Origin of the sequence: Novosphingobium sp. (genome assembly GCF_041905565.1) — a bacterium.
In the GTDB taxonomy this organism is placed as follows: Bacteria; Pseudomonadota; Alphaproteobacteria; order Sphingomonadales; family Sphingomonadaceae; genus Novosphingobium.
On record NZ_JAYRKX010000006.1, the window covers coordinates 106,747 to 121,622 of the forward strand.

General features: G+C 68.0%; 17 protein-coding genes. 10 read left to right on the forward strand and 7 right to left on the reverse strand.

From position 1 onward, the window contains the following. Positions 1–3 precede the first annotated feature (3 nt). Genes moaA through ACE3N9_RS06970 form a run of 3 tightly spaced genes read left to right on the forward strand, consistent with a single transcriptional unit; the run spans position 4 to position 1,693 of the window. Positions 4–1,008: a GTP 3',8-cyclase MoaA gene (gene moaA / locus ACE3N9_RS06960; RefSeq protein ID WP_374282224.1), complete on the forward strand. Its 1,005-nt coding sequence runs from the start codon at positions 4–6 to the stop codon at positions 1,006–1,008. A 3-nt stretch (positions 1,009–1,011) separates the two neighbouring features. Then, complete coding sequence (locus ACE3N9_RS06965) at positions 1,012–1,245, forward strand: MoaD/ThiS family protein (protein ID WP_374282226.1); 234 nt, start codon at positions 1,012–1,014, stop codon at positions 1,243–1,245. Position 1,246: 1 nt separating this feature from the next. Then, on the forward strand, positions 1,247–1,693 hold the full coding sequence (locus tag ACE3N9_RS06970; RefSeq protein ID WP_374282228.1) for a molybdenum cofactor biosynthesis protein MoaE: 447 nt from the start codon (positions 1,247–1,249) through the stop codon (positions 1,691–1,693). Between the two features lie 12 nt (positions 1,694–1,705). Here the strand turns inward: ACE3N9_RS06970 and ACE3N9_RS06975 are convergent, their stop codons facing one another. Next, the gene (locus ACE3N9_RS06975) at positions 1,706–2,212 is read right to left on the reverse strand and encodes a hypothetical protein (RefSeq protein ID WP_374282230.1); all 507 of its coding nucleotides are present in this window, start codon (positions 2,210–2,212) and stop codon (positions 1,706–1,708) included. Positions 2,213–2,400: 188 nt separating this feature from the next. Between ACE3N9_RS06975 and rplU the strand changes: the two genes are divergently transcribed. The 3 genes from rplU to ACE3N9_RS06990 all read left to right on the forward strand — a co-directional run bounded on the left by rplU (position 2,401) and on the right by ACE3N9_RS06990 (position 3,823). After that, entirely contained in the window at positions 2,401–2,754 is a 354-nt protein-coding gene (gene rplU, locus ACE3N9_RS06980; protein WP_374282232.1) for a 50S ribosomal protein L21, read from the forward strand. Between the two features lie 19 nt (positions 2,755–2,773). Further along, entirely contained in the window at positions 2,774–3,040 is a 267-nt protein-coding gene (rpmA, locus tag ACE3N9_RS06985) for a 50S ribosomal protein L27 (RefSeq protein WP_147089055.1), read from the forward strand. A 213-nt stretch (positions 3,041–3,253) separates the two neighbouring features. Next, positions 3,254–3,823, forward strand: coding sequence for a GNAT family N-acetyltransferase (locus ACE3N9_RS06990; protein ID WP_374282234.1), 570 nt, complete (start codon positions 3,254–3,256; stop codon positions 3,821–3,823). 40 nt (positions 3,824–3,863) lie between these two features. On the opposite strand, the gene ACE3N9_RS06995 is transcribed toward ACE3N9_RS06990, so the two are convergent. Further along, positions 3,864–4,760, reverse strand: a complete 897-nt coding sequence (locus tag ACE3N9_RS06995; protein WP_374282236.1) for a metal-dependent hydrolase — start codon at positions 4,758–4,760, stop codon at positions 3,864–3,866. Positions 4,761–4,788: 28 nt separating this feature from the next. On the opposite strand from ACE3N9_RS06995, the gene ACE3N9_RS07000 reads away from it, so the two are divergent. Then, a complete protein-coding gene (locus ACE3N9_RS07000) occupies positions 4,789–5,385 on the forward strand; it encodes a TetR/AcrR family transcriptional regulator (RefSeq protein ID WP_374282238.1) in 597 nt (198 codons plus the stop codon). Here the strand turns inward: ACE3N9_RS07000 and ACE3N9_RS07005 are convergent. Continuing rightward, entirely contained in the window at positions 5,382–6,092 is a 711-nt protein-coding gene (locus ACE3N9_RS07005; protein ID WP_374282239.1) for a folate-binding protein YgfZ, read from the reverse strand. The two genes, ACE3N9_RS07000 and ACE3N9_RS07005, sit on opposite strands and share 4 nt — an antisense overlap. A 45-nt stretch (positions 6,093–6,137) precedes the next feature. Continuing rightward, entirely contained in the window at positions 6,138–8,063 is a 1,926-nt protein-coding gene (locus tag ACE3N9_RS07010) for a TonB-dependent siderophore receptor (protein ID WP_374282241.1), read from the reverse strand. A gap of 231 nt (positions 8,064–8,294) precedes the next feature. On the opposite strand from ACE3N9_RS07010, the gene pyrC reads away from it, so the two are divergent. After that, positions 8,295–9,332 (forward strand): dihydroorotase, encoded by a 1,038-nt coding sequence (pyrC, locus tag ACE3N9_RS07015; protein WP_374282243.1) that lies wholly within the window; start codon positions 8,295–8,297, stop codon positions 9,330–9,332. Here the strand turns inward: pyrC and rarD are convergent. Further along, entirely contained in the window at positions 9,310–10,218 is a 909-nt protein-coding gene (gene rarD / locus ACE3N9_RS07020; RefSeq protein ID WP_374282245.1) for an EamA family transporter RarD, read from the reverse strand. The two genes, pyrC and rarD, sit on opposite strands and share 23 nt — an antisense overlap. Positions 10,219–10,321: 103 nt before the next feature. On the opposite strand from rarD, the gene ACE3N9_RS07025 reads away from it, so the two are divergent. Continuing rightward, on the forward strand, positions 10,322–11,023 hold the full coding sequence (locus ACE3N9_RS07025; protein WP_374282247.1) for a hypothetical protein: 702 nt from the start codon (positions 10,322–10,324) through the stop codon (positions 11,021–11,023). Positions 11,024–11,034: 11 nt separating this feature from the next. Here ACE3N9_RS07025 and astD read toward each other — a convergent pair whose 3' ends face one another. Then, entirely contained in the window at positions 11,035–12,450 is a 1,416-nt protein-coding gene (gene astD, locus ACE3N9_RS07030) for a succinylglutamate-semialdehyde dehydrogenase (RefSeq protein WP_374282249.1), read from the reverse strand. 114 nt (positions 12,451–12,564) lie between these two features. Beyond that, a complete protein-coding gene (locus tag ACE3N9_RS07035; RefSeq protein WP_374282251.1) occupies positions 12,565–13,950 on the reverse strand; it encodes a protein adenylyltransferase SelO family protein in 1,386 nt (461 codons plus the stop codon). Positions 13,951–14,017: 67 nt separating this feature from the next. Between ACE3N9_RS07035 and ACE3N9_RS07040 the strand changes: the two genes are divergently transcribed. Beyond that, complete coding sequence (locus ACE3N9_RS07040) at positions 14,018–14,875, forward strand: alpha/beta fold hydrolase (protein WP_374282253.1); 858 nt, start codon at positions 14,018–14,020, stop codon at positions 14,873–14,875. Position 14,876 lies beyond the last annotated feature (1 nt).

Below are 14,876 nucleotides of genomic sequence, written 5' to 3' on the forward strand. Positions count from 1 at the left end.
CCCATGTCGGCGCCCATGCTCCTGATCGACCAGTTCAACCGCCGCATTTCCTATCTGCGGCTGTCGGTGACCGATCGCTGCGACCTGCGCTGCGCCTATTGCATGCCCGAACGGCAGACCTTCCTGCCGCGCAGCGAAGTGTTGAGCCTGGAGGAACTGCACCGGCTGGCGCTGGGCTTCATCGATCGGGGGGGGACCAAGCTGCGCCTGACCGGAGGCGAACCGCTGGTGCGGCGCGACATGATCGAACTGGTCCGCGCGCTGGGCCGCAAGCTGGGTCAGGGGCTGGACGAGTTGACGCTCACCACCAACGCCACCCGCCTGGCCGAATTCGCCGATGATCTGCGCGAAGCCGGGGTGCGGCGGATCAACGTTTCGCTCGATACGCTGGACCGCGCCACTTTCGCCCGCCTTGCCCGGCGCGACAGCTTGCCGCAGGTGCTGGACGGGATCGCGGCGGCGCGCGCGGCGGGGCTGACAGTAAAGCTCAACACCGTGGCGCTGAAAGGCGTCAACCAGGACGAGATCCCCGATCTGATCGCCTGGGCGCACGGCCAGGGCATGGACCTGACGCTGATCGAGGTCATGCCGCTGGGCGAGGTCGAGACTGACCGCTTCGACCATTTCCTGCCGCTGTCCGAGGTGCGTGCCGATCTGGCGCGGCGCTGGACGCTGCGCGACAGCGGCCACCGCACCGGCGGCCCGGCGCGCTATGCCGAAGTGGCCGAAACCGGCGGCCGGATCGGCTTTATCACCCCGCTGACGAGCAATTTCTGCGAAGGCTGCAACCGGGTGCGGGTGACGGCGACCGGGCAGCTTTATGCCTGCCTTGGCGGCAACGAGCGGGTCGACCTGCGCGCCGCGCTGCGCTCTGCCGATCCCGAGGCGGCGCTGGCTGGCGCGCTGGACACCGCGATGCGAATCAAGCCGCTGCGGCATCACTTCGACATTTCCGCACCGGGCGCGGCACCAGCGGTGGCGCGGCACATGTCGACCACCGGAGGTTGAGCGATGGCGCGATTGCTATTCCTGGGCAAGCTGGCCGATCTGGCGGGCGGGGCTGAGCGCGTGGTGGCCGCCGGTCCGCTGGATCAGGTGCTGGCCGCGCTCGAACCCGATCTTGCGCTGGCGCTGCTCGATGAACGGGTGCGCACCGCGCTGAACGGCGAACTGGTGGGCGAACGCGCGCTGGTGCTGGGCGAGGAGGACGAGCTGGCTTTCCTCCCCCCGGTCAGCGGTGGCTGACATGGCGGCTGACGTGCGGCTGTGCACCGCGGCGTTCGACCACGCCGCCGAACTGGAACACTTTGCCTGCGCCCATCCGCAGGCGGGCGGGGTGGTCAGCTTCCTGGGCCAGGTGCGCGCCGATGGCGCGGTCGAGGCGCTGGAGCTGCAACACTACGCGCCCTTGACCCTGCCCGGCATGGAGGCGCTGAGCGCGGCGGTGCTGGTGCGCTGGCCATTGGACGGCCTGCTGATCCTGCACCGCAGCGGGGTGATGCTGCCGGGCGATCCGATCGTGCTGGTCGCCGCCGCCGCGCGCCACCGCCGCGATGCCTTTGCCGCCGCCGACTATGCGATGGACCACCTCAAGAGCGAATCGTGGTTCTGGAAGCGCGAGAAGGCGGGCGGGAGCTGGCGCTGGGTCGAGCCGCGCGCCGAGGATTATGCCGACAAGGCCCGCTGGGGATAGGGCGCGGCGGGCCTAGGGCAGCCGGGCGTGCAGCTCGTCGATGACCTTGCCCTGGTCGGTCAGGATCCCCTGCACGGTGTTGCGCGCGGCCGCGATGTCGCCGGTGGCCACCCGGTCCACCACCGCGCGGGCATAGAGCGCGTCGAGTTCAGCCATCGCGACGAAGGCATCGCTGCGCGCCGATTCCAACTCGGACAGGGCGACGGTTGCGACCGACCAGGCCTCGCTCGCCACAGCGCTGCCAGCGGCAGCGCCGACCAGCGCGCGGGCGCGCGGCTGCTTGTCGTGGAACCGGCGGTCGGCGGTGCGGGCCCGGGTGACCAGCGAATCGAGCTGGCCCAGCACGGCGGAGTCGAGCGGCGCGGGCGGCGCCTCGGTCGGCGCGGCGACCGGGGCGGTGCCGGTCACCCGTTCGATCGGGCGGCGGGCAAGCGAGGGATAGTCCTGGACATCCTTGGCGCAGCCGGCCAGGGAAAGCGCGGAAAGTGCGAGGGTCAGGGCGGTGCGCTGGATAGCCATGGCCAGTCCTTAGCATCTTGGGAAAGTTCCGCCAGTGTCCGCCATCGGCGTTGACACATCGGGCCGCTTCCACTAGGGGCAGCCCTTCTTCCGGCCCCCCTGCCGTGTGGCGGGGTGCCGGGCGCGCTGTCTGATTCGGGAGACCGGGCAGGCAGTGTGGTCAGACTTATTGAACGGATGCAGGTACCATGTTCGCAGTAGTGCGCACGGGCGGCAAGCAGTATCGGGTTGCCGCCGGAGACAAGATCGCGGTTGAAAAGCTGGCTGGCGAAGCCGGCGACAAGGTCACGCTGGGCGATGTCCTGCTGGCCGGTGACGGCGGCGAGATCAAGGACGCTGCCGGCGTGGTCGTTTCCGCGGAAATCATCGCCCAGGCGAAGTCGGAAAAGGTGATCGTTTTCAAGAAGCGTCGCCGCCACAACTATCGCCGCAAGAACGGTCATCGCCAGCAGATGACCCTGCTGCGCATCCTGGCCGTCGGTGGCGAGGAAAAGAAGGCGAAGAAGGCTGCCCCCAAGGCCGCCGAAGCCGCTGCTGAATAAGTTTTCGGAGTAGTTTGAGATGGCACACAAGAAAGCAGGCGGTTCGTCGCGTAACGGTCGTGATTCGGCCGGCCGTCGCCTTGGCGTGAAGAAGTTCGGCGGTCAGGAAGTGATCGGCGGCAACATCATCATCCGTCAGCGCGGCACCCGGGTGTACCCCGGCGCCAACGTCGGCATGGGCAAGGATCACACCCTGTTCGCGCTGACCGAAGGCCGTGTGCGCTTCCATGACGGCAAGCTCGGCCGCAAGTACGTGTCGGTCGACATGGCAATCGCTGCCGAATAACGGACAGCCGATAGCGGGCTGTCCCTGATGGGATGGCCCCGCCGGTCCGCAGCCGGCACGAACGAGGGAGAGGGGCCAACCCGTCTCCCTTTTGTCGTTTTCTCCCTCAGTGCGTTCGGATCGCCCGCCTGGCCGGGCAGATCGGCGCAAGGCGTAATGGCTTTGTCACGCGGTGTGCCTAGATGGCCGGCGCGGGGCGGTTGAAGGAGATGCATGATGTTCATTCGCAGCGAACGGCTGTTCCTGCGGCCCGGCTGGCCGGAGGATTGGGAAGAACTGCTTTCCCGGATCCAGGACGAGGCGGTGGTGATGAACCTCGCCAAGGCGCCGTGGCCCTATACGGCCGAGGATGCGCGCTGGTTCGCGCGCCAGCCGCAGGACGCGCGCCTGCCGCACTTCTTCGTCACCCTGCCGACCAGCGCCGCACCGGCCGAGATCATCGGCAGTGTCGGGCTGGCCAAGGGCGACGAGGGGGTGGAACTGGGCTACTGGATCAGCCGCGACCATTGGGGGCGGGGCTATGCCACCGAAGCGACCCGCGCCGTGCTGCGTCTGGCCAAGGTGCTGGGCCACCGCCGGATCAGCGCCGGCCATTTCCTGGATAATCCGGCTTCGGGCCGGGTGCTGCGCAAGGCGGGCTTCTGCCCGACGGGCCAAGTCAAGCCGCGCTTCAGCCTGGCGCGCGGCGGCGAAGCGCCGGCCGCGATCCTGACCACGGACCTTGGCAATCCATGCGATTGCGACGGAGGGTCGGACGATGATGGAATGAAGCGAGCCGCCTGAGCGCCTGCCCCCTGAATGCAGGGGGCAGGTGCATCATCTGTCAGGCCGGCAGGACTGCATCGCCAAATTCGCTTTCGGCCTTGCCGATCAGCGCGCGGTCATCGTGCTTCCAGGGGTGGAAGCCGGGCATGAAATAGGCGAACCAGGCGGGCACGATCTTGCGCAGCACGCCAGGGGTGCCGAACAGGTACCAGGCCAGCTTGGCCTTGACCTTCCAGCCGGTCAGCCCATCCTGAGCCAGCAGTTCCAGCGTGTCGGCCCAGCGGTTGCGGATGAAGTTCTGGGTGATGACCAGCATCATCAGCGACTTCAGCTTGTAGCGCCGCCAGGTGCTCCAATCGCGGGTCGCGTGCATGTAGGTGTCGAAAGCGACGCCCTTGTGCTCGATTTCCTCGATCGCGTGCCAGCGCCACAGCGCCACGGTTTCCGCATCGCCGCCCGCGAAGTGCCTGGGATTGGCAAGGAATTCGTGCGCCATCATCGCGGTGTAGTGTTCCAGCGCCATGGTGGCGCACAGGTTGACGATCGCCGGCCGCTTGCGGATCTCGATCATCAGGTCCTCGATCCTGCGGTCGATTGCCTCGATGTCGTAACCGGCATCCTGCGCGGCCTTGTTCAGGACGATGTGTTCGCGGGTGTGGTTGATTTCCTGCTTCACGAAGGCGCGGATTTCGGCCTCCAGCTTGGGTGGCACGCCGTCGCGGTGGGCCTTGACCGATTCGATGAACAGCGCTTCGCCGCGCGGGAAGGTAGCGGACAGGGCGTTGTGCCAGGCCGTGGCGATCGGATCGTTGTTCAGCCACCAGCGCGGCGGCGCCTTGTCGCGGCCGAAGCGGCGGTCGCGCACGACGATCTCGAGATCTGCGGGGGTCGGAACCGCCTTGCCCGATGCGGCGCGCGGTTCTACGTCGAGGGGGATCCTGGTGGGTGCGTTCATGCCCATCAAAATAGAGTAACTTACACCGATGTCAATAAGGAAGCGCCTGACCCAGGAGGAGAGCCGCACTGTCGCGCTGGAAGCCGCGCGGGCGCTGCTGATCGAACTGGGCCCGCAGGCCGTCACGCTGAAGGCGGTGGCGGCGCGAATCGGCCGGACTCACGCCAACCTGCTGCACCACTTCGGCTCTGCCGCAGGCTTGCAGAAAGCGCTGGCCGAACACCTGGCGGTGACGATCTGCGCCACGATCGAGGAGGCCGTGCTGGCCAGCCGCGCGGGCGAAGGCACCGCGCGCGAAGTGGTCGACTTGACCTTCGATGCGTTCGACAAGGAAGGCGGCGGGGCGCTGGCGACCTGGATGCTGATGAACGGCAACGAGGACGCGCTCGACCCGCTGGTCGATGCGGTTCACGATCTGGTCGATGACCTGGCCGATCATGATACCGGTAAGATGCACGATGTGACCCACGCCCTGTGCCTGATGGCGCTGGGTGATGCGCTGATGGGTGGGGCGCTGGCGCATTCGCTGGGCCTGCCGCGCACTTCGGCGCGCGACACGGCGGAACGGATGCTGATCCAGGGCGCGGCGCAGGCCGGGCTGGCCTTCCCCGTCAGCGAGGACTAGCCGAGCGGCATCCATGCCGGCACCGCGCCGGGCGGTATATCCTCGATCCGGCGATGATCGACCGCGAGGTTCAGCGCCGGATAGCTGGCGCGTTGCCGAGCCGGGTCGCTTTCGCCCAGCGGCACCACCACCAGCCGGCGGTTGACCTTCTGCCGCCAGTTCATCCGCGCGGTGTTTTCCTGGCCGACATAGCAGCCCTTGGTGAAGCTGACCCCGTTCAGTTCCGCCGCGTTGCATTCCAGCCAGAGCAGGTCGGCCAGTTCACTCTGGCCCTCGCACAGGCCATGCGCCAGGCGGTGGGCAAGCCAGGCATCCTCGGCGCTGTCTCCCGCAGGTTCGCCCAGCCAGCGCTGGCTCAGCGCGGGCAAGCGCGGATCGGGATTGCCGCCGTCGCCTGGCTGCCAGTGGACGCCCAGCGCCGGATCAATCCCGATCGCGATCTTGCGGCGCAGTCGGTAGAGCGAGAGCCGCTTGGCCAGCGCTTCGGCTCCGGCGGCCTCGCAGTCGATCAGCAGGTCGCCGCCGTCGCCCCACACCACGAAATCAAACAGCACCTTGCCCTGCGGGCTGAGCAGCGCGGCCCAGACTGGCAAGGCGCCGGTGACATCGTTGGTCACCAGCCCTTGCAGGAACTGGCGGACATCCTCCCCTTCGTCCTGGGGGGAGAGGCGGATCACGGCGCGGCTGGTCAGCAAGGTGGCGGTCATTGCCAGCAAGGTGGCGATTGCCGCGCCGCTGTGCAACCCGCGCAGTTACAGGTCCATCGCCAGCCACGCCTGGATGTTGCGCTTGGTGTTGTAGGAATAGACTCCGCTTGCCACCGGGATCACCTCGTAGGCGTTGAAGATGTTGAACAGGGTGACCCGCGCGGTCACCGGCTTGCCGCCCAGCTTGAACTTGTAGCGCGCGCCCATGCCGATCCGGGTCGATCCCGGCGCGAACAGGCTATTGTCGACATTGGCGAAGACGCCGTCGTCGTGATTGACATAGGCATCCAGCGTCAGCGAACGGGCGAAGGGCAGCGTCCAGTTGACGTTGAAGCGCGAGCGGAACTTCATCTGGTTGACGGGGCGCTTGCCGACCGGCTGGGCGATGCTGGGCGCGGCCTTGACCGTGGGGTCAAGATAGACGCCCCCCGCGACCACGCGCAGGTCCTTCGTCACGTTGCTGGTGATCGAGAATTCGAAGCCCTGGTGGGTTTCATCGCCGAGCAGGCCGAACCGGCCCGCCTGGTCGATGTCGATGAACGGCTTCGCGATCCAGAAATAGCCCGCGATCAGCGTGGTGTCCTTCACCGGCGACCAGCGCAGCCCGACGTCGAACTGCTTGGTGCGGATCGCGGGCAGCACCTGGTAGGCGTTGGCGGCATAGCCGGGCGCGCTGCCCGCATCCTCCAGCCCGCGCACGAAGCTGCCATAGGCGGTCAGCCCCTTGACCAGGTTCAGCGCCGCGCTGGCGCTGGGCAGGGTCACGTTGCTGGTGCCGCTGGTGACCGGCACGCCGGGATTGGCCACCCGCTTGACGTAATGGGTGCGCTGCAGGCCCAGGGTCAGCTCGCCAATACCCTTCCAGGCCAGGCTGTAGCCCAGCGCGCCGGACAGCTGGCGGGTTTCGTCCCCGGTCTGCGGGCCGAAGGTGAAGGCCGGGCGCGGCACCTGCAACCGGGCATTGAGCGGCGCGCTGCCGATAATGCGCGAATCCCCGCCGCCATAGGTGGCGTCAATCGATCGGCCCCGGATCGTGCCGGTGATCAGGTGCTGGCGCGGCCCATCGGCAAACCGGCGCGACAGGCGCAGTTCGCCGCTCCACGATGCGCTGTGGTTGCCGGGATTGGCGAAGATCAGCCGGTCGGTGGTGCCATCGGGCTTGATCAGCACGATGTTCGAATGGCCCGGATCGCCATCGTAGGCCGAATGGAACAGCCCGCCGCGCAGGGTCCAGTTGCCCAGATTGGCATGGCCGGTCAGGCCCCAGGTGTCGCTGTGGCTGGAATTGGTCGCCCAGTCCGGCCCGGGATAGCGGTCACGCTCGATCCGGGGGGGCAGGAAGTTCCCGGTCGGCACGTAGAGCTGCTGCGCGGTTTCGTCGCTGAATTGCTGGCGGTTGAAGAACGCCAGCAGTTCCACCCCCTTGGCCGGGCGCCAGCGCGGCACCACGCCCACGCTGTAGCCCTTTGATCCGCCGCCATTGGCATACTCGTTGTTGTAGAGCCCGAAGCCGGCGGTCACCGCCAGTTCCTTGCCTGCCAGCGGGATCTGCGCGTCCATTTCCAGCGTCGCCGAACCGAAGCTGTCGACCGAGACGAACGGGCTGACCGCCAGCTTGTCGCCCGCCTTCTTCAACTGCAGGTCGACGATCCCGGTCGGGGCGGGGAAGGCATAGCCCTGGGCGGCCGGGCCGACGCGGATGGTCGAGCCGTCCAGCACCCGGTTGCCCATCCCGCCCTGGATGTCGAAATATAGCCCCTCGAGGCGATAGTTGCCCGCGTTGCCGGGGGAAAAGCCGCGCACGTTGCCTTCGTCATAGACCCCGATGGTTTCATGCCCGGTCGAGGTGCCGAAGGCGTCTTCGGCGCTTTCCACCGCGTTGTCGTCGGTGTTCTGGGCCTGGGCTGCGGCGGGCAGCAGCGCCGCGCCTGCCAGCAAGCCGGCCAGCAGGGTGCGCAAGTGGATCGACATTCGGGTTCTCCCTCAGATACTTGATCATGCCGGCCCGCCCCGCCGGTGTTTTGGTGTATTGCGGGGCTAATACAACGTTTCGGCGAAGGCTTGGCGCTATCGACGAACGCGCAAGCCTGTCCGATCAACTACATTTGTAGTCGATCATCGCCCTCGTCCGGGCTGGGCAGCGCCGCCGCGCTGTGGCATGCGCCGAGGCCAGATTCCCCGCCCCAGCAAGAGGCTCCTGCCGTGACCCAGACGCTCACCATCCGCCGCCCCGATGACTGGCACGTGCACTTGCGCGATGGGGACCTGCTGAAAGGCGTCGCGCCCTATACCGCGCGCCAGTTCGCCCGCGCGATCGTGATGCCCAACCTGTCGCCGCCGATGACCGACATGGCCGGAGTGTCCGCCTATCGCGACCGGATCGTCGCCGCGTTGGGGAAGGATGCGGACTTTACCCCGCTGATGACCCTGTACCTGACCGACGCGACTGACCCGGACGAGGTGGAGCGCGGCTTTGCCGCCGGGGTGTTCGTCGCAGCCAAGCTCTATCCCGCGCATGCCACCACCGGATCGGCCCACGGCGTGACCGATGTGGCCAATATCCGCACCGTGCTGGAACGCATGGCCGCGATCGGCATGCCGCTGCTGGTCCACGGCGAAGTGACCCATGCCGAGATCGACATCTTCGACCGCGAGGCCGTGTTCATCGAGCGCGTGCTGGCCCCGCTGCTGCGGGACCTGCCCACGCTGAAAGTGGTGTTCGAACATATCACCACCCGGGAAGCGGCGGATTTCGTCATGGCCAGCGGGCCGAACGTGGCGGCCACGATCACCCCGCAGCACCTCCACATCAACCGCAACGCCATGCTGGTCGGCGGGATCCGCCCGCATGCCTATTGCCTGCCGGTGGCCAAGCGCGAACATCATCGCCTGGCGCTGCGCGCGGCGGCGACTTCGGGCAGCGCAAAGTTCTTCCTGGGCACCGATACGGCGCCGCACGCCAAGCACCTGAAGGAAGCGGCCTGCGGCTGCGCCGGGATTTTCAACGCGCCCTACGCGCTGGAAAGCTATCTGGCCGTGTTCGAGGAGGAAGGTGCGCTGGACCGGTTCGAAGCCTTTGCCAGCGAAAACGGCCCGCGCTTTTACGGCTTGCCGCTGAACGAGGGCACGGTCACGCTGGAACGCGCCGGTGTGCAGGTGCCCGAAGTGATCGACGCGAACGGCACCGCGATCGTGCCGTTCCACGCCGGTGAAACGCTCAACTGGCGGCTGGTCGGCTAGCCTTCCGGCGCAGCGCCAGCAGGTCCCACACGAACAGCGCGATCGCCGCCCAGATCAGCACGAAGCAGGCCAGCTGCACCGGCTTCAGCGGTTCGCCGAACAGGAACAGCCCCAGGAAGAACACGATGGTGGGCGACAGGAACTGGACCATGCCCAGCGCGGAATAGTCCATCCGCTGCGCCGCCACGGCGAACATCAGCAGCGGCACGGCGGTCAGCACCCCGGCGCAGGCGACGAGCAGGCTTTGCCCCAGATCGTGCCCCACGGATGAACCCAGCGGTTGCTGCGCATACCACCACGCCACCGCCATGGCAGGCAGCAGCAGCACTGCCGCCTCGATCGTCAGGCCGGTCAGCGATCCGACCGGGGTCAGCTTGCGGATCAGGCCATAGAGCGAAAAGCTGATCGCCAGCGACAGGCTGATCCACAAGGTGTCGAGCGCCCCCCAGGCGAGCAGTGACACGCCGAGCCCGGCGAGCGCCACGGCGGACCATTGCCGCCGGCTGAGCCGTTCCCCCAGGAACAGCGTGCCCGCCAGTACGTTGACCAGCGGGTTGATGTAATAGCCCAGGCTGGTCGCCAGCACGTGGCCATGCTGCACGGCGGCGATGTAGATCGTCCAGTTTATCCCGATCAGCAGCGCGGTCAGCAGCAGCGTCAGCAGTTGCCGCCGGTTGGCCAGCACTGCGCGCAGTTCCCCCCACTGGCGGCGCGCGGCGATGAACAGCAGGCATAGCGGCACGGTAAAGACGATCCGCCAGGCCACGAATTCGAACGGCGGCACCGCTTTCAGCAGGCGCAGATACAGCGGCAGCAGGCCCCAGATCAGATAGGCGCCCAGCGCATGGGGCAGGCCGCTGGGGCGATGGGACCGGGAAGCTGGCATGGGCGCTGCGCTAGCCTGCGCCGCGGCGGGCGGCAAGCGCGCGCTTTGCAGGCGGGCGCCACTTGGCTAAGCAGGTCCGGTCCTTGTCCGGAGTGCCCGTTTCATGCCCACCTGCCGCCTTGCCCTGGTTGCCGCCGTGCTGGCGCTGGCGGCCTGCGGCCAGGACCAGCCCGACGACAGCGCGCTGGCCAATCGCGATCCGGCCGTGGCCGGGGCGCTGTCCGATCCGCTGATGACCGATCCGGACCTCGCCAGCCAGAACCGGGGCAATGCCGCGCTATCGGGCGGCGGCCCGGCGAATGGTGAATTGCCGCTGGACAAGCGCGGGCAGGAAGAAGTGGACCGCGCCCGCGCCGATGCGATGACCCTGTTGGGCGGGACGGTCCCGACCGCGCCGATGGCGCAGCAGCAGGACGAACAATCGCCCGCCGTCACCGCGCCGACCGCCGTGGCTCTGGCCCAGGCGCTGCGGTTCGCCGCGCCCTGTGCGGGCAAGCTGGCCTATTCGGCGGCCTGGGCGGCAAAACTGCCGGCGCGCCTGCCGGTCTACCCGCGCGCCCATGTGCGCGAGGCGGCGGGGGTGGACGATGCGGCCTGCAAGCTGCGGGTGGTGCGCTTCATCACCCCGGTGCCGGTGGCGGATGTGATCGATTTCTACCACGCTTCGGCCCGGGCCGGGCAATTGCCGGCCGGACGCCGCAAGGCGGGCGGGGACGAAGTGGTGAGCGGGCCCAGCTGGGCGCTGTTCGCCCGCCGCCAGGGTGATGGCCTGACCGAAGCGCAACTGGTGACGGCGGGGCTTTAGCGCCCCCGCGATCAGGCTTCCCGCAGGCCCACACCGATCATCGCGCGCGGCTGTTCCATCTCGTTGGAAGCCACCGGATAGGCGCAATAGTCAGCCGCGTAATAGGCGCTCGGGCGGTGGTTGCCCGACAGGCCCACCCCGCCGAACGGGGCCGAGCTGGACGCGCCGTTGGTCGGCCGGTTCCAGTTGATCACCCCGGCGCGGACATTGGCCCAGAAGCGGTTGTATTCGGTCGGCCCGCCGCCAACCAGCGAGGCCGACAGGCCAAAGCGGGTGTTGTTCGCCTCGGCAATCGCCTCGTCGAAGTCGCTGACCCGGACGACTTGCAGCAGCGGTCCGAACAGTTCCACGTCCGGCCGGTCCTTGACCCCGGTCACGTCGATGATCGCGGGTGAGAGGAACGGCAGGTCATCGCGCGGGCGGACCAGGTGCTTGATCGCCTTGCCGCCGTGGCTGAGCAGGTAGAGAAAGCTTTCGGTGAGCCCATCAGCCGCCTGGTTGTCGATCACCGGGCCCATGAACGGCACCGGTTCATCAAACGGGGCGCCAACGATGATCCGGTCGGCCAGCCGCTTAACCTCGCTGATCACCGCGTCATACATGGTCGACTTGATGATCAGGCGGCGCGCGGCGGTGCAGCGCTGCCCGGCAGTGGTGAAGGCGGACTGCACGATCAGCGTGGCCGCGTCGGTCACCTTTGGGGTGTCCCACAGCACGATCGGGTTGTTGCCGCCCATTTCCAGCGCGACGATCTTGTCCGGCCGCGCGGCGAGGCGGCGGTTGATCGCTATCCCGGCGTGGGCACTGCCGGTGAACAGCACCCCGTCGATCCCTTCGTGGCCGACCAGCGCCTGGCCTTCCTCCGGGCCGCCGACCAGCAACTGCACCACGGCGGCGGAAATCCCCGCGCGATGGAAGCAGCCGATCAGCGCTTCGGCGGTGGCGGGGGTCTTCTCGCTCGGCTTGAAGACGACCGCGTTGCCCGCGATCAGCGCCGGGACGATGTGGCCGTTGGGCAGGTGCGCGGGGAAATTGTACGGCCCCAGCACCGCCATCACCCCGTGCGGCTTGTGGCGCACGGCGGATGTGCCCTGCAGCGCGTTGTCCAGCCGGCGCTGGGCGGTGCGCTCGGCATAGGCGCGGATCGAGATTTCGACCTTGTTGATGACGCTTTCGACTTCGGTGCGCGCTTCCCACAGCGGCTTGCCGGTTTCGCGCGAGATCAGCGTGGCGAGCTTTTCGGCATCCTTGCGCACTTCATTGGCGAAGCGGCGCATCAGTTCCATGCGGGTGGCCAGCGGCTGCGCGGCCCAGGCCGGCCAGGCGCGGCGGGCGCGGCCCACCACATCGTCGACGTCGCCGCGCTTGCCGCGCCACAGTTCGGCGCCGGTTGCCGGTTCCCAGGAAATGATCTCTGCCGTATTCAACTGTCCTGCCCCGCTCTTCCGGTTGCGACCCCGGGTCCGCTTCAGCCCTTACCGTTTGCGCGCATATAAGCAAAGGCTTGCGACAGTTCATAATCCGCAAGGCTAATTTTTTGCTTAAGGCGGGGTCCCGAGTGCTTCGCCCAATGCCCTGATTTCGCCGATTGCAGTGGTGAACGCGCTCCAGTCGTCATGCTCGGCAATTCCGGCCCAGATTCGTTCGACATTGTCGACCAGCAGGGCGGGCGGGGCGGCTTCGTGCCACAGGGCATGATCGGCGCCGCGCGGCTGCCAGCCGGCCAGGGCTCCGGCCCAGTCGCCGTCCGCCGCGCTGGCCCGGCCAAAGCGGTGGCGGTGGAAGAACAGATCGGGCGACAGGCCGGTTTCGCGCATGTGCCGCTCGGCCGCGGCGATCAGCGCGCCGTCGGCTTCGAACCCCTGCGATTCCAGCCCCAGCCGCCAGACGAAGTGCCGCGCGAGCGACTGCTGGTAAAGCGGGGCGAAGCGGTTCAGCGCGAAGATCAGCGGTTCGGCGGGAACCAGCAGGCGCAGCGCAACGGCCAGCTGCCCGCAGTTCCAGTGCACCGCCTCGGGCTGGCGGCCAAAGGCGTACAGCCCCTGCTGGTCGAAATAGGCGGCGGTGAACTGCGGGTCCCATTTGGGCAGCCAGCGCCACGGCCCGTAATCGAAGCTTTCGCCCGATATGTTCATGTTGTCGGTGTTGAGCACGCCGTGGACGAAGCCTGCGGCCATCCATTCGCCTGCCAGCCGCGCCAGCCGTTCGACCACCTGGTGGAGCAGCCGCACGGCGGGCTCATCGCGGCCGGGGGCGTCCTCGGGCGGTTCGCTGCCGGGAAACTGCGCCAGGCAGTAATCGACCAGTTCGGCCATGTGCCCGGCTTCTTCAAGGTAGATCAGCCGCTGGAAGGTGCCGATGCGGATGTGCCCGTGACTGAGCCGCACCAGCACGGCCGAGCGCGTCGGGCTGGGCTCGTCCTGGCGCCACAGCTCCTCGCCGGTCTCGATCACCGAGAAGGTCTTGCTGGTGTTGACCCCCAGGGCTTCCAGCATTTCGGTTGCCAGCACTTCGCGCACCGCGCCCTTCAGGGTCAGGCGGCCATCGGCGGTGCGGCTCCACGGGGTTTGCCCCGAACCCTTGGTGCCCAGGTCCAGCAGCCGCCCCGCGCCGTCGCGCAGCTGGGCAAAGGTGAACCCGCGCCCATCGCCCAGGTCCGGGTTGTACACGCGGAACTGGTGGCCGTGATAGCGCAGCGCCAGCGGCTGGGGCAGGTTGCCGGGCAGCGGCTCGAACCGTGCGAAGTGGTTGATCCAGGCCGCCTCGTCCAGCTGGTCCAGCCCGACGGCCCGGTCCCAGCGGTCGTTGCGCCAGCGCAGCACGGCCTGGGGAAAGGGGGCGGGCTGCACGGGATCGGCCAGCCACGGGGCCAGCGCGGCCAGCGGAGTGTCGGGGCGATAGTCGCAAGCTTGCGGTTCGGCGCGCATCCGGCAATAGTGGCCACGAACACCGCGCGCCGCAAGCCGCACTGCCAAGGATTTCCGGGTCGCCCGCATGACTGAATTTGCCGACCGCTTCTGGACGAGCCGGGACGGGCTCAAGCTGCACTATCGCGATTACGCGGGGCCGGCCGATCGGCCGCCGCTGGTGTGCCTGCACGGACTGACCCGCAATGCCCGCGATGCCGAGCCGCTGGCCAACCGGCTGGCGGGCGAATGGCGGGTGCTGTGCCCGGAAATGCGCGGGCGCGGCGACAGCGCCTATGCCAAGGATTCGGCCACCTACAACCCGGTGCAATATGTCGAGGACCTGCTCGAACTGTTCGCCCAGGCCGAGATCGACCGCGCCGTGTTCGTCGGCACGTCGCTGGGCGGGCTGATGGCGATGATCCTGGCCCTGTCCGCGCCGGAGCGGATCGCCGGGGTGCTGCTCAACGATGTCGGGCCGGAACTGGATCCTGCCGGGCTGGAGCGGATTCGCGGCTATGTCGGGCAGGGGCGCAATTTCCCGACCTGGATGCACGCCGCCCGCGCGCTGGAGGAATCGCAGCAAATCGCCTTTCCCGATTATGAAATTTCCGATTGGCTGACCATGGCCAAGCGGGTGATGGTGATCGGCAGCAATGGCCGCATCCACTTCGATTATGACATGAAGATCGCCGAACCCTTTGCCCAGCCGGGGGGCGAGGCGGGGGTCGACCTGTGGCCCTGTTTCGAGGCCTTGCGCGGCCGCCCGGCGCTGCTGCTGCGCGGCGAATTGTCCGATGTGCTGTCGGCCCAGACCCATCAGGCGATGGCCCGGCGGCTTGACGGGAGCGAGGCGGTGACCGTGCCGCGCGTCGGCCATGCCCCCACGCTGGACGAGCCCGAAGCGCGCGCCGCGATCGACCGGTTTCTGGCTCGGATCGGCTGAG